Here is a 20,030-nt window from a genome sequence, read left to right as displayed (position 1 = left end):
TACGGGCTGGCATTTTTTTAACTAAAAATTATGGTTGTTGTGTTGCTTGCTGGCTAAGCACCGCATTTTGATCTAATTCCGTGATGGTGATCTGCGTCGTCATCTGCTGGCCGTTGCGCAAGAGTAAGACAGGAATTGTGGTGCCGGGGCGGATTTCTGCGACCTGATCCATAGTTTCAATTACGGACGTCGCAGGCTTATTATTCACGCTGAGAATGATATCGCCCACTTGCAAATCGGTTTTCGCCGCTGGGCCATCTGGCGATATCTTATTCACTTTAATACCGTGTATCCGGTCTGCGCCATTACCACTGGCATTGAAGGGAGGATACTCCTCGCCGGTCACTCCGATATAGCCACGAATCACCCGCCCGTCACGAATCAGCTTTTCCATGACTTTGGTCGCCAGCGCGGTTGGGATAGCAAAACCAATACCTTCTGGGGTTTCACCGTTGCTACTTTTATCGAAAGATAAGGTATTAATCCCCATCAATTCACCCAATGTATTTACCAGCGCACCGCCAGAATTACCCTGATTGATTGAGGCATCTGTCTGAAGAAAGTTTTGCCGACCGGAATCACTCAAACCAATACGTCCGGTGGCGCTGATAATCCCCTGAGTGACCGTCTGGCCCAGATTATAGGGGTTACCGATCGCCAGCACCACATCACCAATATGGGGCATACGATTAATATTGATGGGAATAACGGGTAGATTCACCGCATCAATTTTCAACACAGCTAAATCTGTCAGGCTATCCGAACCCACCAGCAATGCCTCTGAAACACGACCATTTTGTAATGCCACGATGATCTGTTCCGCATTATTGATAACGTGCTTATTGGTCAGGATGTAACCCTTATCACTCATGATCACACCAGAACCCAGCGTGCGAATGGCCAGCCCATCTTGTGTCGGGCTTAAGCTGCGGTTATATACATTAACGACCGCCGGTGCTGCTCTACGCACCGCTTGGTTATAACTGACGGGGGTCTCTTCATCTAAGCTATTGCCAGTACCGGAGAAAAAGTGGCCCGGATTACGAAGCATAGGCATTGCGACCAGCAGAATACCGGCGACAATTAGTCCCAAAATAATTGAACGCAATAGCTTTAGAAACATGAGGTTTAAGGCTTGAATGGATGGATGTCAGGAGAATAGCATGAGTTTGGCGGACACAGCATTGTGCTGTGTCCGATTTTTCTGCAAATTAACGTATTAACAGATAAATATTCTCATCACCACGCACAATATTCAGTGCGATTACAGCAGGTTTGGCTTCGATAGCTTTCCGTAATTGGGCGATATCCTGAACTCGCACACGGTTTACGGCAATGATTACATCATCTTTCTGCAAGCCAGACTGTGCGGCTGGTGAGCCTTTGGTCACGCTTTCAACCTTGACCCCTTTGCTACCCCCTTTGATTTCGCCATTACTCAGGGATGCACCCTGTAATGATGGAGACAAAGTATCTGCACTGGTTGATGTTGGGCTGCTGTTCTCCAGCGTTACCGTGACTTCAAGTGGTTTCCCATCGCGCAGCAAGCCAACCTTAACGGCTTTACCCGGCCCGGTGGTGCCCACTTTAGCACGCAATTCTGCAAAGCTGCTGATTGGCTTACCATCTACGGAAACCAACACGTCACCCGCTTTGATGCCCGCTTTAGATGCTGCTGATTTTGGCAACACTTCACTGACGAATGCGCCACGCTGAGCATCGATATTAAAGGCTTTTGCCATATCAGCGGTCATTTCGCTACCACGAATACCCAACAGCCCGCGTTTCACTTCGCCAAACTCAATCAACTGCTGGCTCAGGTTCTGCGCCATATTGCTTGGGATCGCGAAGCCGATACCGATGTTACCGCCGCCTGGGGCCAGAATCGCAGTGTTAATCCCAATCAGTTCGCCGTTAAGGTTAACCAAGGCACCGCCAGAGTTACCTCTGTTGATAGAGGCGTCAGTTTGGATAAAGTTTTCCAGCCCTTCCAGATTCAGGCCACTACGACCCAAAGCAGAAATGATCCCTGAAGTTGCGGTTTGCCCCAAACCAAATGGGTTACCGACTGCAACAGCGAAATCACCTACCCGCAGGTTATCGGAGTCAGCAATTTTGATTGCGGTCAGATTCTTAGCATCGACCAACTGCAATAACGCGATGTCGGTTTGCTCATCACGGCCCAGCAATTTGGCATCATATTCGCGGCCATCATTGAGCTGAACACGAATTTTATCCGCATTATTGATCACGTGGTTGTTGGTCAGCACATAACCTTTCTCAGCGTTAATAATGACGCCAGACCCCAGCCCCTCGAAGGGACGATTGCTCTCTTTACCGGCAGGCGCATTAGGGCCAAAGAAGAATTTGAACTCTTCTGGTAAACGTTGCTGCTGTGCTTGTGTCCCAGAGACATGAACGCTGACTACAGCAGGCAAAACCTTTTCCAACATCGGTGCCAGGCTAGGAACTGCCTGCCCGGCCACGGCCGCTGGAAGTGCTGCGGCGTTCACCACAGGAACGGAAGCGAGACCTAAGCCGACACTCATTGCCAGCGCACTAAGAAATAATGACTTTTTCTTCATTGATTTAAACTCTCTCAATACCTAACGGTGAATGAATAGGGTAGATGGCTGTTACAGGCCCGTTGCAAGTTCAGACTCTGAGTTCGCTAGAAAATTCACTTATTTCAAAAGGCTACTGTTATCTTAAAATAAGTAGCCTGAGATACCGCTTGATATAAGGTTCGCTGTGGAGCAATTCAAGGAGAGGTGAGTATAGAAGTGTAAATGTGCTGACTACAATTGCGTAGCCAGCATGATGTATCTGTCTTAATCGCGGGTCTGATGCTCCGGGCGTAATAAGCCCGATGCCCCTTCAGAGTAATCGCGAGGTGGCATTTTCACTGGTGCCTGATCGTTATCGGCCTCAGATTCGGTCAGACGGTAGCGGAATGGATTATCCTGCAACGGTAAGTCCGGTAATAAGTTATTGGAGCCTTTCGCCATATGCTGATAGAGCTGGCGGTAGTCGCGAGCCATATTATCCAGCAACTCAGCACTGCGGGCGAAGTGCCCAACCAGTTCCTGACGATACTCTTCCAAATCTGTTTTGCTCTTCTCCAGCTCATCTTGCAGCACTTGCTGCTGACGCAATTTGCGGTTGCCAAAGCGCATAGCTACCGCGCCAATCACAATACCAACAACCAACCCAATAAGCGCATACTCCCAGGTCATGATGACTCCTTTTTTGACTTCATTGTTCAGCAGGACTTTTCACTTAATAATAGCCACTATAACCGTTAACCTTGTCTGAGTGGAATCCTGATGCAACTTTGCTTTTTGTTTTCAGGCTTTTTCCGCAGGGACAGAGTCGGTAAATGCTGCGATTGCGCGATAAATCAGTGAGAAAGTACCGCGAAAAGTAGATAACTATTTTATCAGGGATTGGTGATAAACATGCAACCAACTACACCTACAACACTTTACCAGCAGGCACTTAATGCTGGTGACTATCAATCTGACGATGTGCAACGGCGCGCTGTCGCACAACTAGACCAGATTTATCACGCGCTGACACAGCGCCAGAGCGAGCCACCGGCTGGCGCGGGTTTACGTGGGCGGTTAAACCGCTTAATTGGGCGCGCGGCTCCCAAAACCGCGATACGTCCGGTTCAAGGCTTATATATGTGGGGCGGCGTCGGACGCGGCAAAACCTGGCTGATGGATATGTTTTTTCACAGTCTGCCGGGTGATCGCAAGCTTAGACTGCATTTCCACCGTTTTATGCTGCGGGTACATCAAGAGCTGGCTGAGCTGCAAGGACATGAGAATCCGCTGGAAATCATCGCCGATAACTTCAAGGTGCAGACCGATGTGCTGTGCTTTGATGAGTTTTTTGTCACTGATATTACGGATGCCATGTTGCTGGCAACACTGCTGGACGCGCTATTCGCCAGAGGCATTACTCTGGTCGCGACATCCAACATTCCGCCGGATAACCTGTACCAAAACGGTTTACAGCGCGCCCGCTTCCTGCCGGCTATTACATTGATTAAGCAGTATTGTGAGGTGATGAATGTTGATGCTGGCATCGATTACCGCTTGCGCACGCTGACGCAGGCCAATCTCTATCTGACGCCGCTGAACCCGCAAACCGAGCAGGCGATGGATGAGATTTTTGTCAAATTAGCCGGTAAAGAGGGCGAACATGCGCCAGTACTGGAAGTGAATCACCGGCCACTGCCCGCCATTTGCGCGACACAGGGCGTTTTGGCGGTGGATTTCCATACGTTGTGCGAAGAGGCCCGCAGCCAGCTGGATTACATTGCGCTATCGAAGCTTTATCACACTGTTTTGCTGCACAATGTCCACTGCATGGAGACTCGAGATGAAAATACCGCGCGGCGTTTTCTGGCGTTAGTTGATGAATTTTACGAGCGGCGAGTGAAACTGATCATTACGGCCGAAGCTTCGATGTTTGAGATTTATCGCGGTGAGCGCCTTAAATTCGAATATCAGCGCTGTTTGTCGCGGTTACAAGAGATGCAGAGTGAAGAGTATCTCTCTTTACCGCATCTGCCGTAAGTGCGTAATCTACACCACAGTTATTCACTTTTGGCATGTTAAAATGCTATTCTATTGCGGGCGATTATCCTTCGCCCTGACTTAACATGTTTAATTTATACCTTTCTCGTCAAAAACAGTTCGATCTTTAACGCTGACTTCTCTATAATCTTGCGACCCCACGTTACAACAAAGTTTTTTTCCCAAAAACTTTGATAGTGCCAGCATTGGCTATTCGAAGGGGTAGGTTTGCTGGACTGATGGTCGTGTGAGCCTCAACTGTTTTTGAACGTTTGGGTGTTCACCAACGTGTAACTTATTAATTGGGTAAGCTTTTATAATGAAAACTTTCACAGCTAAACCAGAAACTGTAAAACGCGACTGGTATGTTGTTGACGCGAATGGTAAGACCTTAGGTCGCCTCGCTACTGAACTGGCTAGTCGCCTACGCGGCAAGCATAAAGCGGAATACACCCCGCACGTTGATACTGGTGATTACATCATCGTTCTGAACGCAGAAAAAATTGCTGTAACCGGCAACAAGCGTACAGACAAGATTTATTACCGTCACACCGGTCACATCGGTGGTATCAAACAAGCGACCTTTGAAGAGATGATTGCCCGCAGTCCTGAGCGTGTGATTGAAATCGCGGTTAAAGGCATGCTGCCGAAGGGTCCGCTGGGCCGTGCAATGTATCGTAAGCTTAAAGTTTACGCAGGTACTGAGCACAATCATGCGGCGCAGCAACCGCAAGTTCTGGACATTTAATCGGGATTATGGCAATGGCTGAAAATCAATACTACGGCACTGGTCGCCGCAAAAGTTCTGCAGCTCGCGTTTTTCTTAAGCCGGGCAGCGGTAAAATCGTTATTAACCAACGTAGCCTTGAAGTTTACTTCGGTCGTGAAACTGCCCGCATGGTAGTTAATCAACCGTTGGAACTGGTAGACATGGTTACCAAGTTTGACATGTACATCACTGTTAAAGGTGGTGGTATTTCAGGTCAGGCTGGCGCTATCCGTCACGGTATCACCCGTGCACTGATGGAATATGACGAGTCTCTACGTGGTGAACTGCGTAAAGCTGGCTTCGTAACGCGTGATGCGCGTGAAGTTGAGCGTAAGAAAGTGGGTCTGCGTAAAGCACGTCGTCGTCCACAGTTCTCCAAACGTTAATTTTTTGCCTTTATGGCATCAGATTGATGGTAAAAACCCGGTGTCTCACCGGGTTTTTTTATTTGTTTAAAAAATATATTTGAAAAACCCATCTGAAAAACAGCTCCCCGCCACGTTAGATATTATATTTTTACCGCTAAGCTATTGTCTGATAGACGATTTTTCATGAAATAGCCGTACCATCCCCACAAAAGATTCAAAATCTGGTAAACTATCACTCACTTTTGTGCCTGTTCGGCGAACTGTTGGCGTCCGTGTATCTCCCTGGCTGAATTCTTATCTCGACCAAGGCTTATTTACGGCAGCAGCTGTCGAGATTGCGAACTGGCGGTAAAACGACTCAGGATAGCCACCTCACCGTGGGCTATTCGCACTGTTTTCTAGATAATCTTGGAGGTTTTCATGGCTGTCGCTGCCAACAAACGTTCGGTAATGACGCTGTTTTCCGGCCCGACCGACATTTTTAGCCATCAAGTACGCATCGTACTGGCGGAGAAAGGTGTCAGTGTTGAGATTGAGCAGGTTGAAGCTGGTAATCTGCCGCAGGACCTGATTGACCTCAATCCCTACCAGACCGTCCCTACTTTGGTTGATCGCGAGCTGACACTGTATGAATCCCGCATCATCATGGAGTATCTGGATGAGCGTTTTCCTCACCCGCCATTGATGCCGGTATACCCAGTTGCTCGTGGTAGCAGTCGTTTGATGATGCACCGCATTGAGAAAGACTGGTATACCCTGATGCATAAAATCGAGCAGGGTAATGCACAGGAAGCTGAAGCAGCACGCAAGCAACTGCGCGAAGTTCTGCTGTCTATCGCTCCGGTGTTCAATGAAACGCCTTACTTCCTAAGCGAAGAATTCAGCCTGGTTGATTGCTATTTGGCCCCGCTGCTGTGGCGCTTGCCTGTCTTAGGCATTGAGCTAACTGGCGCAGGTTCCAAAGAGTTGAAAGGCTATATGACACGTGTGTTCGAGCGTGATGCGTTCCTGGCTTCTCTGACTGAAGCTGAACGTGAAATGCACCTGAAAACCCGAGGTTAATTGCTATGGAGATGTCGGATATGTCTCCGCGCCGTCCCTATCTGTTACGCGCATTTTACGAATGGTTGATTGATAATCAACTGACGCCACATCTGGTCGTTGATGTGACAAGGCCAGGTGTTTCGGTGCCAATGGAGTTTGCCCGTGATGGGCAGATTGTATTGAATGTGGCACCGCGTGCCGTGGGTAACCTGGAACTGGGTAACGATGGCGTGAGTTTCAATGCCCGTTTCGGTGGTGTGCCGCGTCAGGTCATCGTGCCTATGGGTGCGATAGTGGCAATTTATGCGCGAGAAAATGGTTCTGGCACCATGTTTGAACCTGAAGAAGCTTACGATTCTGATGCTGAGGGTAATTTCGAGGGCATCGAAGAGGAAGAGGGCAATAGTGTGCCGACTGACAATCTGATGTTAGTCACAGACGAGACGTCGTCTTCGCAAGACGATAACGGTTCACCTGATGATGAGCCGCCACAACCGCCACGTAGTGGTGGTCGCCCAGCATTGCGGGTCGTTAAGTAGCCCCTTCGTTTTCAAGCATAGCATTAGCATTTTTAAGGGCGGCATTGGCCGCCCTTATCATTTCCTCAGAACCCATATTCAAGATAACTTTTTCAATTCGGCCAGACAGCTATCACGCTGACTCATCATGTCGCTATTTCTGATCGTGGATAGAGTATGAGAGGCGCGCTGCTGGAAGCTGGCTTTGGCGGCGCTGTCTTTGATATCAGCTGGCGCGGTACAAATCTCTGATAACTTGAGTGTTTTACTGTCGCTTACCGCTTTTAGCACTGCGGCTGGATTATAAATCAGCGCGGAAGAGAGTGCTGATTTCACGCCGGCAGTGAAATTCGCATTCCCACCATCGGCCAGTTTAGGGGCCATGGCAATCCAGTTATCATCACCCAGCTTGATATTATTCTCTACCGCCGGGAGTTGCCCAGCTTTTGCCAGTTCAGCCACTACTGCGCGAGCACCTCGAGCCTCAATGTTATAGCCAACTTCTTGATAATTCAGCGACATCGCCAATGCGCTGCCACTCATCGCCAGCAATCCGCCAGCAATAAAAAGTAAGTGAGATTTCATAACAGATAATCCTTTCTTTAAAACGGGGCGTAACAAGATAAGTAGGCCAAGCGATGTAGGCCCAAAAGCAATTATAAACTCGGCCTTTACTATAGCGCTTCACGATTAAAATGCTGCAAATAAGGGATATTGAGATTGTTACAAAATCTTGGGCGGGGGTGTGCAGGGGAAAAATAGCAATGAAAAGGGCTGGATGACCCGCCCTCAGACTGCTGACAAAGTTGATTAGCGGGGAAATGTACCTAATGGGCCGTAACGGCGTAAGCCGTCGGAGCGCCCATCGGTGCAGTCGCCCCGCCATGCACCAGGTTTAATGCTGGGTTTGTCACTAACCTCAGGGCTGGATTAACCAGCCCTCGACACCATTAAATGATCGGAAAGTTTTGAGTATCAGACTTCCAGATAATTCATGATGCCTTCTGCGGCTTTGCGGCCTTCGGCGATGGCGGTCACCACCAAATCAGAGCCACGGACGATATCGCCGCCAGCAAAGATTTTCGGGTTACTGGTCTGGAAGGCATTATCGGTGCTTTCAGGGGCAACGACACGGCCTTGCTTGTCCAGTGCCACGTCATGAGCAGCCAACCACTCCATGCTGTGTGGGCGGAAGCCAAACGCCATTATCACGGCGTCTGCTGGCAGCACATGTTCTGAACCGGGGATCTGCTCAGCCATGCTACGGCCCTGTGCATCGGGTGCGCCCAGTTGGGTGCGAACCATCTTCACGCCGCAAACTTTGCCATTGCCGTTCACTTCAATGCTCAATGGTTGCAGGTTGAATTTAAATTCGACCCCTTCCTCACGGGCGTTTTTCACTTCCCGTTTGGAACCTGGCATGTTGGTTTCATCGCGACGATAGGCGCAGACCACGTCAGTTGCGCCCTGACGAATAGAAGAACGCACACAGTCCATCGCGGTATCACCCCCCCCCAGCACTACCACACGTTGACCTTCCATGCTGATGTATGGCTCGTGAGCTGCTGCTTCGTAACCCATCAACTGCTTGGTATTGGCAATCAGGAACGGCAGCGCATCGTAAACACCCGAAGCATCTTCGTTTTCCAGTCCGCCGCGCATAGATTGGTAAGTGCCTACACCGAGGAACACCGCGTCATACTCTTTCAGCAGCGCATCTAGGGTGATATCTCTGCCGACTTCGATATTCAGTTGGAACTCGATACCCATCTCAGAGAAAATTTTGCGACGCTTAATCATCACCTCTTTTTCCAGCTTGAAGGCTGGGATACCGAAGGTCAGTAAGCCCCCAATCTCTGGGTGACGGTCAAACACCACGGCTTGCACGCCGTTACGCGCTAATACGTCAGCGCAGGCCAGCCCCGCAGGACCCGCGCCGATCACCGCGACACGTTTGCCAGTCGGGTGAACATGGGACATATCCGGCTTCCAGCCCATCTCGATGGCTTTATCACTGATATAGCGCTCGATGTTACCGATAGTGACCGCACCGAACTCGTCATTCAGGGTGCAAGACCCTTCGCACAGACGATCCTGTGGGCACACACGGCCACAGACTTCCGGCAAGCTGTTGGTCTGGTGAGCCAGATCCGCGGCTTCCATAATCCGCCCCTCATTGGCGAGTTTCAGCCAGTTAGGGATGTAGTTATGCACCGGGCATTTCCATTCACAGTAAGGGTTACCGCAAGACAAACAGCGGTCTGCTTGCGCTTTGGCCTGTGTTTCTGAGAATGGCTCGTAAATCTCAACAAATTCTATTTTACGGATCTTCAGCGGCTTTTTCGGCGGATCTACGCGCTGTAGGTCGATAAACTGATAAACATTCTGACTCATTTCAACCCCTTACTGCGCTTGAACCCGCAGCTCAGCTGCGGAACGGCTACGGTGGCCCAACAGTGCTTTCACATCGCTGGATTTCGGTTTAACCAAAGCAAACTTGGTCACCCACTCCGGCCAGTTAGCCAGAATTTCTTCGCCACGGCTAGAACCTGTCAACTGAACGTGCTCAGTGATCAGCCCACGCAGATGCTCTTCATGGATAGCCAGTTGATCGACATCCAAAACTTCTACCAGCTCAGGGTTAACACGTTTACGGAATTCACCGTCTTCATCAAGAACGTAAGCGAAACCCCCCGTCATACCGGCACCGAAGTTAATCCCGGTGCGGCCCAGTACGCAAACAATCCCGCCAGTCATATATTCACAACCGTTATCGCCGATACCTTCAACCACGGTGATAGCACCGGAGTTACGTACCGCGAAACGCTCACCTGCACGACCTGCGGCGAATAATTTGCCACCAGTGGCGCCATATAGGCAGGTGTTGCCGACAATACTGGCTTCGTGGCTACGGAAGTTAGAACCCACCGGAGGGCGCACCGCGATGCGACCACCAGCCATCCCTTTACCCACATAGTCGTTGGCATCGCCCGTCAAGGTCAGCTCAACGCCGCCCGCATTCCAGACGCCAAAGCTCTGACCCGCAGTGCCGGAGAAGTAAGCTTTGATCGGATCGGTCGCCATGCCTTGATCGCCATGTTTAGTGGCAATCGCGCCGGACAATGACGCGCCCACAGAGCGGTCAGTGTTGCGGATATCAAAGTAAAATGTTTTGCTGTGTTTGGCTTCAATGTGTGACTCAGCCTGCGACAGTAACTCTTTGTTCAGTGACCCCTTATCGAACGGCGGGTTACTTTCGGTGCAATACAGTGCTTTACCCGGATGCGGCGTGGCAGTTTGCAGCAACGGCGACAGATCCAGCTTGTTCTGTTTGGCTGATATACCCTCCAGCTCCAGTAACATGTCAGTACGGCCAATCAAATCAACCAGTTGACGCACACCCAACTCGGCCATGATTTCACGGGTTTCCCGCGCGATGAACTGGAAGTAGTTCACTACCCGCTCAGGTAAGCCGTGATAGTGGTCACGACGCAGTTTCTCATCTTGAGTTGCGACACCTGTGGCGCAGTTATTCAGATGACAAATACGCAGGTATTTACAACCCAGCGCCACCATAGGGCCAGTGCCGAAGCCGAAGCTCTCTGCACCTAGAATCGCGGCTTTCACAATATCTACGCCGGTTTTCAGGCCGCCATCCACTTGCAGACGGATTTTATGGCGCAATCCATTGGCAACCAGTGCTTGCTGTGTTTCAACCAGCCCCAGTTCCCACGGACAACCGGCATATTTCACCGATGACAGCGGGCTAGCGCCAGTACCACCGTCGTAACCGGCAATGGTAATCAGGTCGGCGTAAGCTTTCGCCACACCGGTGGCAATCGTGCCCACACCTGGCTCAGACACCAGTTTCACTGAAATCAGGGCTTTCGGATTGACCTGTTTCAAGTCGAAAATCAGCTGTGCCAAGTCTTCGATTGAGTAAATATCATGGTGCGGTGGTGGGGAGATCAAGGTCACGCCCGGGACGGAATAGCGCAATTTGGCGATATACGGCGTGACTTTATCACCCGGTAACTGACCGCCTTCACCCGGTTTCGCGCCTTGGGCCACTTTGATCTGGATAACATCAGCATTCACCAGATACGCGGGTGTGACACCGAAACGACCTGAGGCCACCTGCTTGATACGGGACACCTTATTGGTGCCGTAACGCGCTGGATCTTCGCCACCTTCGCCGGAGTTGGAGAAGCCGCCGAGACTGTTCATGGCGATAGCCAGTGACTCGTGGGCTTCCGGACTCAGTGCGCCGATAGACATCGCGGCGGTATCAAAGCGGGTGAACAGAGATTCAGCCGGCTCAACCTGATCGACAGGGATAGGCGTGCCTTGCGGTTTAATCGCCAGCAGATCGCGCAGTGTGGCAATCGGTCGCTCATTCACCAGTTTGGCGTAAACCTGATAATCGCTGTATTCACCGCTGTGGACCGCAGTTTGTAAGGTGCTGACCACATCTGGGTTATACGCATGGTATTCGCCGTTGTGGACAAATTTCAGTAAACCGCCCTGATCCAATGGTTTGCGTTTCAGCCAAGCGCGTTTGGACAGATTCTGCAAATCCTGTTGGAAATCGCTGAAGCTGGCCCCGCCGATGCGGCTTACCACCCCTTGGAAGCAGAGATCCGTCAGTTCACGATGCAGGCCAACGGCTTCAAACAGCTTGGCGCAGCGGTATGAGGCAACGGTCGAGATGCCCATTTTGGACATGATTTTGTACAGGCCCTTATTGATCCCGTTACGATAGTTAAGCATCACATCGCGATACTTCTTATCAATAGCTTGGGTATCAACCAATTTAGCCAATGATTCATAAGCTAAATAAGGGTAAATCGCGGTCGCACCAAAACCGAGCAGCACGGCGAAGTGATGCGGGTCACGGGCGCTGGCGGTTTCAACAATAATGTTCGCGTCGCAGCGCAGGTTTTTTTCTACCAGACGGGTCTGAACGGCACCAACGGCCATTGGCGCTGGAACCGGCAGGCGATTCGGGGCAATGGCACGATCTGACAACACCAGCATCACGGCACCATCGCGAACTTTGCGCTCGGCTTCGTCGCACAGTGCAAGCACCGCTTGTTCTAAATCAGTTTCAGCCGGATCAAAGGTCAAATCCAGACGATCAGCGCGGTAATGCTCCCCTTCCAGCGTAGTGAGCTGCTGGAAATCAGAGAACAGCAAAATGGGTGATTTAAAGCTCAGACGGTGGGCCTGACCTTCAGCTTCCGAGAACACATTCATTTCGCGGCCGATACTGGTGGCCAGTGACATGACGTGTGCTTCACGCAGCGGATCGATTGGCGGGTTGGTGACCTGCGCGAACTGCTGGCGGAAGTAATCATAAATAATGCGTGGACCGCTCGACAACACAGCAAATGGGGTGTCATCGCCCATAGAACCTGTGGCTTCCTGACCAATTTCACCCAGTACGCGGATGACTTGATCTAGCTCTTCGCTGCTGTAACCAAACTGCTTCTGATAGGTTTCCAGTGTCGAATCATCTAACTGGCGGCTACCCACCTGATCTTCCGGCAAGTCTTCAAACGGCACCAGACGCTTAACGTTCTTCTCCATCCACTCTTTATATGGGTGGCGGCTTTTCAGATCGTTATCGGTTTCGGCAGAGTGTAGGATCTTACCGCTGCGGGTATCGATCACCATCAGTTCACCGGGGCCGACGCGGCCTTTTTCAATCACTTCATCGGGCTGGTAATCCCAGATACCGACTTCAGAGGCGCAGGTGATAAGCTTGTCTTTGGTGATGACATAACGCGCAGGGCGCAGGCCATTACGGTCAAGGTTACAAGCCGCATAACGACCATCTGACATCACAATCCCAGCCGGGCCATCCCATGGCTCCATGTGCATGGAGTTGAAGTCAAAGAAGGCGCGTAGATCGGTATCCATATCCGGGTTGTTCTGCCAGGCCGGTGGCACCAGCAGACGCATGGCGCGGATCAAGTCCATACCGCCACTGAGGAACAGCTCCAGCATGTTATCCAGTGAACTGGAGTCCGAGCCGGTCTCATTGACGAATGGCGCTGCATCCTGCAAATCAGGGATTAATGGCGTTTTGAATTTGTAAGCACGTGCGCGCGCCCATTGGCGGTTACCGGCGATGGTATTGATTTCGCCATTATGGGCCAGATAGCGGAACGGCTGAGCCAGCGGCCAGCGTGGCACGGTGTTGGTTGAGAAACGCTGATGGAACAGGCAAATGGCCGATTCAAGGCGCAGGTCGGCCAAATCAAGATAAAAGCGAGGCAGATCCGCAGGCATACATAAGCCTTTATAGATCGTCACCAGGTTAGAGAAACTACAAACGTAGAAATCTTTGTCACCTAAAATACGCTTTTCGATACGGCGACGCGCGACAAATAGGCGGCGTTCCATATCACGTGGACGCCAACCCGCAGGGGCGTTCACAAAAATTTGTTCAATCCGAGGCAGGGAGGAGAGAGCGATTTCACCAAGAACATCTGGGTTGGTCGGCACTTCACGCCAGCCGATGACCGACAGCGTTTCGTTTTGCAATTCTTCTTCTACAATGCGGCGGCTTGCCTTGGCGAGTTCTTCGTCCTGACTGAGGAACATCATGCCGACGGCATAGTTTTTGGCCAAACGCCATCCGCGTTCTTCGGCGACCATCCGGAAAAAGCGATCCGGTTTTTGTAAAAGCAGACCACAGCCGTCGCCGGTCTTGCCATCAGCAAGGATCGCGCCACGGTGTTGCATGCGGGCCAGTGCGTGTATAGCGGTACGCACGACCTTATGGCTAGGTTCGCCTTCTATGTGGGCGATTAGGCCGAAACCACAGTTGTCCCTCTCAAGGGATTTATCGTACAACATATCAGTGAACCTCCCCAGGCTCTGCGAGACTCTCACAAACCGACTCCAGAAGGACATCGCGACATAAGACGGTGTGGGCTGACAGGCGCGTATTTTGCGGCAAATCTGCTTTTCCGCCCTCCGCCAATGGCCTCTTGTGACGGTTCTCACAAGTGGTAAAAGACTTGTTTTAAGAGGGAGTCTTAAATTACTGCATAATTATGACTAGACGTTTGCCCGTCTAGAAAGCTTCCAGCGGACCTCCAACTTAGCGAGAAAGAATACTCAGGTCAAATATAGGCTTAAGAACTATCTTTAAGGTAAATAATGGCTTTATCACCATGAAAAATATGTGTTTATTGGCGTTTTTTACCCGTCGAATGCATTGTGCGGTAAACATGAAATTGTGAGCTGTCTCACTATAGTGCAATCGACAAATCTCTGCACCATGCTAGTGCTGGCGGGGATGTTAGAGTTATATTCTGGTTTTATGATATTTATTGGTGTTTAAAACTATTTTTCACTGAATTGTAATAGAAGCGCTAAGGGCTTGGTGGAAATAAGAAAATTTAATCATCGGTCAAGTGATTTTATTTGCATTTATAATGAATGGTTATGCGAAGTTGCACCCAAGGGCATGGGAGTTGATCTCTGTCATCGCGCACAACATCGTTGGCGGGTAATCTTGGGTTCTTTTCAGACAGGCAGTGCCAAGATTATGCAGTTGCAGCAATTAGTCAATATGTTTGGTGCGGATTTACAGCGCCGCTACGGTGAAAAAGTGCATAAACTCACGCTACATGGCGGGTTTAGCTGCCCCAATCGTGATGGCACCCTCGGCCGTGGCGGTTGCACTTTTTGTCAGGTAGCCTCATTTGCCGATGAGCAAATGCAGCAACAAAGTATTGCGCAGCAGTTAGCGGCACAGGCAAAAAAAACTAATCGAGCAAATCGTTACCTGGCTTACTTTCAGGCCTATACCAGTACTTATGCAGAGGTGAATGCGCTGGCCGCGATGTATGAGCAGGCGCTGGCCGAAGCTGACATCGTCGGTTTGTGTGTGGGTACTCGCCCTGACTGTGTACCGGATGCGGTGCTGGATTTGCTGAGTGACTATCAGCAGCAAGGTTATGAGGTCTGGCTTGAGTTAGGGCTACAGACTGCCAATGATAAAACCCTCAAACGTATTAATCGCGGCCATGATTTTGCCTGCTATCAGCAGACCGCGCGCCGCGCCCGTGCTCGTGGCCTCAAAGTGTGCTGCCATTTGATTGTTGGCCTGCCCGGCGAGGACCAGGCACAGGGGATGGAAACATTGGAAAAGGTGGTGGCGGCTGGCGTTGATGGGCTGAAGCTGCATCCGCTACATATCGTCGAGGGCAGCACTATGGCGAAAGCCTGGCGGGCAGGGCGCTTGCCGGAGTTGGCGCTGGAGGATTACGTGCTGACTGCCGGTGAAATGATTCGCCATACACCCGCGGAGATTGTTTATCACCGAATTTCCGCCAGCGCGCGCCGCCCCACGCTGCTTGCCCCCTTGTGGTGTGAGAATCGGTGGACCGGCATGAATGCGCTTAATCACTATATGCTTGCCCATGGTGGGCAAGCTTCGGGGCTGTGATCAGCTACTGCGCGTCGTCTTCGGCTATATCTGCCGTTTATTGGCAGATAATCGGCTTATTTCCCAATCTCTCACCGTGATTTGCAATCTTTTCCACACTTCTAAGGAAGCCATCTTATCTCTAGCCAGTTTTACGGTATGCTTTATCCCCTTCGGACTTGAAGTTGCAGGGGGTAGCTGCAACTCCAATGACTTTGGGGATACCTTTATGCCTAAATTTCACTGCAATACCATTGATTTTGGGTATATCCGGAAACACTGACAGAGGTTGCTATGAAGCAAATCAGGGTATTGGCCCAGTACTACGTTGATTTAATGGTTAAGTTGGGGCTGGTTCGCTTCTCACTGCTATTGGCCTCGGTGCTGGTATTGCTCGCCATGGTGGTACAGATGGCGGTGACCTTTGTGCTGAGCGGTTCAGTGGAAACCCTCGATCTGGTGCGGTCGATCTTCTTTGGCCTACTGATAACACCTTGGGCGGTGTATTTCCTGTCGGTGGTGGTAGAGCAACTGGAAGAGTCGCGCCAACGACTGTCGCGTCTGGTGGATAAGCTTGAAGTGATGCGTTATCGCGATTTAGAGCTGAATAAGCAACTGACCGAAAACATTGCTCAGCTCAACCAAGAGATCGTCGAGCGTGAAAAAGCAGAAAAAGCGCACCTGCAAGTGGTTGATAAACTGAAAGAAGAGATGGGCCATCGTGAGCAGGCTCAGGTTGAATTAGGGCAGCAGTCTGCCCTGTTGCGCTCTTTCTTGGATGCTTCGCCGGATCTGGTTTATTACCGCAACGAAGATAATGAGTTCTCCGGCTGCAACCGCGCGATGGAGCTGCTGACGGGCAAGAGTGAAAAGCAGTTGGTCGGGCTGACCCCCAAAGATGTTTATGCGCCGGATATTGCTGAGAAGGTGATGGAAACCGATGAAAAAGTCTTCCGCCATAACGTCTCTCTCACCTACGAGCAGTGGTTGGTTTACCCCGATGGCCGGAAAGCCTGCTTTGAGCTACGAAAAGTGCCGTTTTATGATCGTGTCGGCAAACGTCACGGTTTGATGGGCTTCGGGCGCGATATAACCGAGCGTAAGCGCTATCAGGACGCGCTGGAGAATGCCAGTAGGGATAAGACCACCTTTATCTCAACTATTAGCCACGAGCTGCGGACGCCGCTTAATGGCATTGTGGGCCTGAGCCGCATTCTGCTGGATACCGAATTAGACAGCGAACAACTGAAATACCTGAAAACCATTCATGTCAGTGCTATCACCCTCGGGAATATTTTCAACGATATCATTGAGATGGATAAACTCGAGCGGCGCAAAGTTCAATTGGATAATCAACCGATTGATTTTACAGGTTTTATGGCGGATTTAGAAAATCTCAGCGGCTTGCTGGTACAGCCGAAAGGGCTGAAATTCATTATGGAGCCTGAACTACCGCTGCCAGAGAAGATCATCACCGACGGCACGCGCTTACGTCAGATTTTGTGGAATCTTATTGGTAACGCAGTGAAATTTACCCAGCAGGGCAAAATTGTGGTGCGGGTGCGGCGTGAGGGCAATGACCGCCTGATTTTTGAAGTGGAAGATTCAGGTATGGGCATCCCTGAAGATGAGCAGGATAAAATCTTTGCCATGTATTATCAGGTGAAAGACAGCAACGGCGGCCGTCCGGCAACGGGCACGGGTATTGGCTTGGCGGTGTCTAAACGGCTGGCGCAGAGCATGGGCGGCGATATTACCGTGAAAAGTGTCCAAGGATCAGGCTCCTGCTTTACCCTGACGATTAAAGCACCCGCGGTGCAGCAAGCCGCCAGCGCGCCATCAGGCGACGACATGCCGCTACCCGCACTCCACGTCTTGCTGGTGGAAGATATCGAGCTGAACGTGATTGTCGCGCGCTCGGTGTTGGAGAAACTGGGTAACAGCGTCGAGGTCGCGATGAATGGCCACGATGCATTGGCGATGTTCAAACCCGATGATTTTGATTTGGTACTGCTGGATATTCAGTTGCCGGATATGAGTGGGTTGGATATTGCTCGGCAGATTCGAGCGGAATATGACTCCGAATCCCTGCCGCCACTGGTGGCATTGACCGCCAACGTCCTTAAAGACAAAAAAGAGTATTTAGACGCTGGGATGGATGACGTGCTGAGTAAGCCGTTGTCGGTGCCTGCGCTCACGGCCATGATTAAGCAATTTTGGGATCATAAGCCCTCTTCCTCAGCCAAAAAACAGGAAATTAAAGTGATGCAAACCCATGAATCGTTACTTGATACTGCGATGCTGGAACAATACATCGATTTGGTCGGCCCGCAATTAATTCATCAAAGCCTGGAAATGTTTGAACAGATGATGCCGGGCTACTTGGCAGTGCTGGATTCAAATATGACGGCGCGGGACCAAAAGGGGATTACCGAAGAAGCGCATAAAATTAAGGGCGCGGCAGGTTCTGTTGGCTTACGTCACCTCCAGCAGCTTGCCCAGCAGATTCAAACACCGACGCTACCAGCATGGTGGGACAACGTGCAAGATTGGATCGATGAATTAAAATTAGAGTGGCGCAATGATGTGCAGGTATTACGTGAATGGGTGGCGGAAGTTGAAAAAAAATAACCCCGACCGAGGCCGGGGTGCGCGAATACTGCGCCAACACCAGGGAAATCGTTAACCTGCGATACCCGTTATGACTTAGGGCATATTATTTCGATTTCGCGTGAATTCGCAGGTTGTAAGGATTCTTCCATACATCATACAAGCAACAACATAGCAAATGTAAGCGCTCTTGTTACAAGATTCATTAAAATTTGTGATAGAGATTCGTCTTTGTCACTAGAACGGGTTAAGCGATTGACAGTGTAAGAAAAGGAGAGGTGTGATGAAAACGGTCGGTGTAGTCCTTAGCGGATGTGGTGTTTTCGACGGTGCTGAGATACATGAATCTGTCTTGACCATGCTGGCGTTGGACCGTGCGGGCGCGCGGGTTTTATTCTTCGCGCCCGATAAGCCACAACTGCATGTTATTAATCATATTACCGGCGAAGAAATGGCCGAGCAGCGGAATGTATTAGTGGAGTCCGCACGCATTGCCCGTGGGCATATCACGCCACTTTCCTTGGCCGATTCAGCGCAGTTGGATGCCTTGATTGTCCCCGGTGGTTTTGGCGCTGCCAAGAACCTCAGCGATTTCGCGATTAAGGGTGCTGAATGCACTCTGGATCCAGATTTAGTTAAATTGACCCAGTCAATGCATAAGTCAGGTAAACCAATTGGATTTATATGTATTTCACCGGTTATGCTGCCGAAACTGTTGGGTAAACCTATCCGTCTGACGATTGGTAACGATCCCGATACTATTGATGCCATTGAAATTATGGGTGGGGAGCATGTTATTTGTCCTGCTGATGACGTGGTGATTGATATAGATAATAAAGTGGTGACAACCCCGGCTTATATGTTGGCCGGATCAATTTCTGAGGCTGCAAAAGGGATTGATAAATTGGTTACGAAGGTACTGGATTTAACCGAATGATATCAGCCAGGCGTGGACTAAATCGGCTTTGGTATTGGGTAAAACGGGGTGTCATTGGCATTGCTGTACTGTGGTTGGCCGGTATTTTGATTTTTGCCTTCCTGCCGGTCCCTTTTTCCATGGTGATGATCGAAAGGCAACTAGGTGCTTGGTTAACCGGTGATTTTTCATACGTTGCGCACTCAGATTGGGTGCCAATGGATGAGATTTCACCTTATATGGCGGTGGCCGTGATGGCTGCGGAGGATCAAAAGTTCCCTGAGCATTGGGGGTTTGATGTTGATGCCATTGAGTCCGCGCTATCGCATAATCAGCGCAATCAAAAGCGTATCCGCGGTGCCTCCACGTTATCGCAGCAAACGGCGAAAAATCTGTTTCTGTGGGATGGGCGAAGCTGGGTACGTAAAGGGCTGGAAGTGGGGTTGACCGCCGGTATTGAGCTGGTGTGGACCAAACGTCGTATTTTGACGGTTTATCTGAATATCGCAGAATTTGGTGAGGGTATTTTTGGCGTGGAGGCGGCTGCACAGCACTTTTTCAAAAAACCAGCCAGCAAATTGAGCGCGTCAGAAGCCGCTTTATTGGCCGCAGTACTGCCCAATCCGTTACGTTTTAAGGCTAATGCACCTTCGGGTTACGTTATTTCTCGGCAACAATGGATTTTGCGCCAAATGCGACAGTTGGGTGGGAAAGATTTTTTACAGGAAAGTTCGCTAGATTAATCCTTGCTAGATAGGTGTATTGCAATTGCAGAT

General features: G+C 50.5%; 15 protein-coding genes. 9 read left to right on the top strand and 6 right to left on the bottom strand.

Going from position 1 to position 20,030, the window contains the following annotated elements; all coding sequences use genetic code 11:
* Positions 1 to 28 precede the first annotated feature (28 nt).
* The 3 genes from degS to zapG form a co-directional block, all read right to left on the bottom strand.
* Positions 29 to 1,123: an outer membrane-stress sensor serine endopeptidase DegS gene (gene degS / locus ACZ76_RS06605; protein ID WP_048617904.1), complete on the bottom strand. Its 1,095-nt coding sequence runs from the start codon at positions 1,121 to 1,123 to the stop codon at positions 29 to 31.
* Between the two features lie 88 nt (positions 1,124 to 1,211).
* Entirely contained in the window at positions 1,212 to 2,585 is a 1,374-nt protein-coding gene (gene degQ / locus ACZ76_RS06600; protein ID WP_048617902.1) for a serine endoprotease DegQ, read from the bottom strand.
* A gap of 246 nt (positions 2,586 to 2,831) precedes the next feature.
* Positions 2,832 to 3,236 (bottom strand): Z-ring associated protein ZapG, encoded by a 405-nt coding sequence (gene zapG / locus ACZ76_RS06595; RefSeq protein ID WP_048617900.1) that lies wholly within the window; start codon positions 3,234 to 3,236, stop codon positions 2,832 to 2,834.
* Positions 3,237 to 3,458: 222 nt separating this feature from the next.
* Between zapG and zapE the strand changes: the two genes are divergently transcribed.
* The 5 genes from zapE to sspB all read left to right on the top strand — a co-directional run bounded on the left by zapE (position 3,459) and on the right by sspB (position 7,306).
* Complete coding sequence (zapE, locus tag ACZ76_RS06590) at positions 3,459 to 4,586, top strand: cell division protein ZapE (RefSeq protein ID WP_048617898.1); 1,128 nt, start codon at positions 3,459 to 3,461, stop codon at positions 4,584 to 4,586.
* A gap of 319 nt (positions 4,587 to 4,905) precedes the next feature.
* Positions 4,906 to 5,334, top strand: coding sequence for a 50S ribosomal protein L13 (gene rplM / locus ACZ76_RS06585; RefSeq protein WP_004874088.1), 429 nt, complete (start codon positions 4,906 to 4,908; stop codon positions 5,332 to 5,334).
* A gap of 14 nt (positions 5,335 to 5,348) precedes the next feature.
* The gene (gene rpsI / locus ACZ76_RS06580; RefSeq protein WP_005162424.1) at positions 5,349 to 5,741 is read left to right on the top strand and encodes a 30S ribosomal protein S9; all 393 of its coding nucleotides are present in this window, start codon (positions 5,349 to 5,351) and stop codon (positions 5,739 to 5,741) included.
* Positions 5,742 to 6,143: 402 nt separating this feature from the next.
* A complete protein-coding gene (sspA, locus tag ACZ76_RS06575; protein WP_005276622.1) occupies positions 6,144 to 6,785 on the top strand; it encodes a stringent starvation protein SspA in 642 nt (213 codons plus the stop codon).
* A gap of 5 nt (positions 6,786 to 6,790) precedes the next feature.
* Positions 6,791 to 7,306: a ClpXP protease specificity-enhancing factor gene (gene sspB / locus ACZ76_RS06570; RefSeq protein WP_048617895.1), complete on the top strand. Its 516-nt coding sequence runs from the start codon at positions 6,791 to 6,793 to the stop codon at positions 7,304 to 7,306.
* Positions 7,307 to 7,384: 78 nt separating this feature from the next.
* Here sspB and ACZ76_RS06565 read toward each other — a convergent pair whose 3' ends face one another.
* From ACZ76_RS06565 to gltB, 3 genes are all read right to left on the bottom strand, one after another.
* A complete protein-coding gene (locus tag ACZ76_RS06565) occupies positions 7,385 to 7,870 on the bottom strand; it encodes a hypothetical protein (protein WP_048617893.1) in 486 nt (161 codons plus the stop codon).
* Between the two features lie 390 nt (positions 7,871 to 8,260).
* The gene (locus ACZ76_RS06560; RefSeq protein WP_048617891.1) at positions 8,261 to 9,679 is read right to left on the bottom strand and encodes a glutamate synthase small subunit; all 1,419 of its coding nucleotides are present in this window, start codon (positions 9,677 to 9,679) and stop codon (positions 8,261 to 8,263) included.
* 9 nt (positions 9,680 to 9,688) lie between these two features.
* Complete coding sequence (gene gltB, locus ACZ76_RS06555) at positions 9,689 to 14,149, bottom strand: glutamate synthase large subunit (RefSeq protein ID WP_048617889.1); 4,461 nt, start codon at positions 14,147 to 14,149, stop codon at positions 9,689 to 9,691.
* 697 nt (positions 14,150 to 14,846) lie between these two features.
* Between gltB and ACZ76_RS06550 the strand changes: the two genes are divergently transcribed.
* The 4 genes from ACZ76_RS06550 to mtgA all read left to right on the top strand — a co-directional run bounded on the left by ACZ76_RS06550 (position 14,847) and on the right by mtgA (position 19,997).
* Entirely contained in the window at positions 14,847 to 15,749 is a 903-nt protein-coding gene (locus tag ACZ76_RS06550) for a TIGR01212 family radical SAM protein (RefSeq protein WP_048620220.1), read from the top strand.
* Between the two features lie 273 nt (positions 15,750 to 16,022).
* Positions 16,023 to 18,359: an aerobic respiration two-component sensor histidine kinase ArcB gene (arcB, locus tag ACZ76_RS06545; RefSeq protein ID WP_048617887.1), complete on the top strand. Its 2,337-nt coding sequence runs from the start codon at positions 16,023 to 16,025 to the stop codon at positions 18,357 to 18,359.
* 262 nt (positions 18,360 to 18,621) lie between these two features.
* A complete protein-coding gene (gene elbB, locus ACZ76_RS06540) occupies positions 18,622 to 19,275 on the top strand; it encodes an isoprenoid biosynthesis glyoxalase ElbB (RefSeq protein WP_048617884.1) in 654 nt (217 codons plus the stop codon).
* A complete protein-coding gene (mtgA, locus tag ACZ76_RS06535) occupies positions 19,272 to 19,997 on the top strand; it encodes a monofunctional biosynthetic peptidoglycan transglycosylase (protein ID WP_048617881.1) in 726 nt (241 codons plus the stop codon). Before elbB ends, mtgA begins: the two co-directional genes overlap by 4 nt.
* The last annotated feature ends 33 nt before the right edge of the window (positions 19,998 to 20,030 follow it).

This window comes from Yersinia aleksiciae (assembly GCF_001047675.1).
In the GTDB taxonomy this organism is placed as follows: Bacteria; Pseudomonadota; Gammaproteobacteria; order Enterobacterales; family Enterobacteriaceae; genus Yersinia; species Yersinia aleksiciae.
The sequence above is the reverse complement of the archived record's forward strand: the minus strand, read 5'-3'. Positions and strand labels throughout refer to the sequence as shown.

Coding starts and splice junctions, on each gene's coding strand:
- degS (WP_048617904.1), bottom strand. CDS start 1,123: ATGTTTCTAAAGCTATTGCGTTCAATTATTTTGGGACTAATTGTCGCC.
- degQ (WP_048617902.1), bottom strand. CDS start 2,585: ATGAAGAAAAAGTCATTATTTCTTAGTGCGCTGGCAATGAGTGTCGGC.
- zapG (WP_048617900.1), bottom strand. CDS start 3,236: ATGACCTGGGAGTATGCGCTTATTGGGTTGGTTGTTGGTATTGTGATT.
- zapE (WP_048617898.1), top strand. CDS start 3,459: ATGCAACCAACTACACCTACAACACTTTACCAGCAGGCACTTAATGCT.
- rplM (WP_004874088.1), top strand. CDS start 4,906: ATGAAAACTTTCACAGCTAAACCAGAAACTGTAAAACGCGACTGGTAT.
- rpsI (WP_005162424.1), top strand. CDS start 5,349: ATGGCTGAAAATCAATACTACGGCACTGGTCGCCGCAAAAGTTCTGCA.
- sspA (WP_005276622.1), top strand. CDS start 6,144: ATGGCTGTCGCTGCCAACAAACGTTCGGTAATGACGCTGTTTTCCGGC.
- sspB (WP_048617895.1), top strand. CDS start 6,791: ATGGAGATGTCGGATATGTCTCCGCGCCGTCCCTATCTGTTACGCGCA.
- ACZ76_RS06565 (WP_048617893.1), bottom strand. CDS start 7,870: ATGAAATCTCACTTACTTTTTATTGCTGGCGGATTGCTGGCGATGAGT.
- ACZ76_RS06560 (WP_048617891.1), bottom strand. CDS start 9,679: ATGAGTCAGAATGTTTATCAGTTTATCGACCTACAGCGCGTAGATCCG.
- gltB (WP_048617889.1), bottom strand. CDS start 14,149: ATGTTGTACGATAAATCCCTTGAGAGGGACAACTGTGGTTTCGGCCTA.
- ACZ76_RS06550 (WP_048620220.1), top strand. CDS start 14,847: ATGCAGTTGCAGCAATTAGTCAATATGTTTGGTGCGGATTTACAGCGC.
- arcB (WP_048617887.1), top strand. CDS start 16,023: ATGAAGCAAATCAGGGTATTGGCCCAGTACTACGTTGATTTAATGGTT.
- elbB (WP_048617884.1), top strand. CDS start 18,622: ATGAAAACGGTCGGTGTAGTCCTTAGCGGATGTGGTGTTTTCGACGGT.
- mtgA (WP_048617881.1), top strand. CDS start 19,272: ATGATATCAGCCAGGCGTGGACTAAATCGGCTTTGGTATTGGGTAAAA.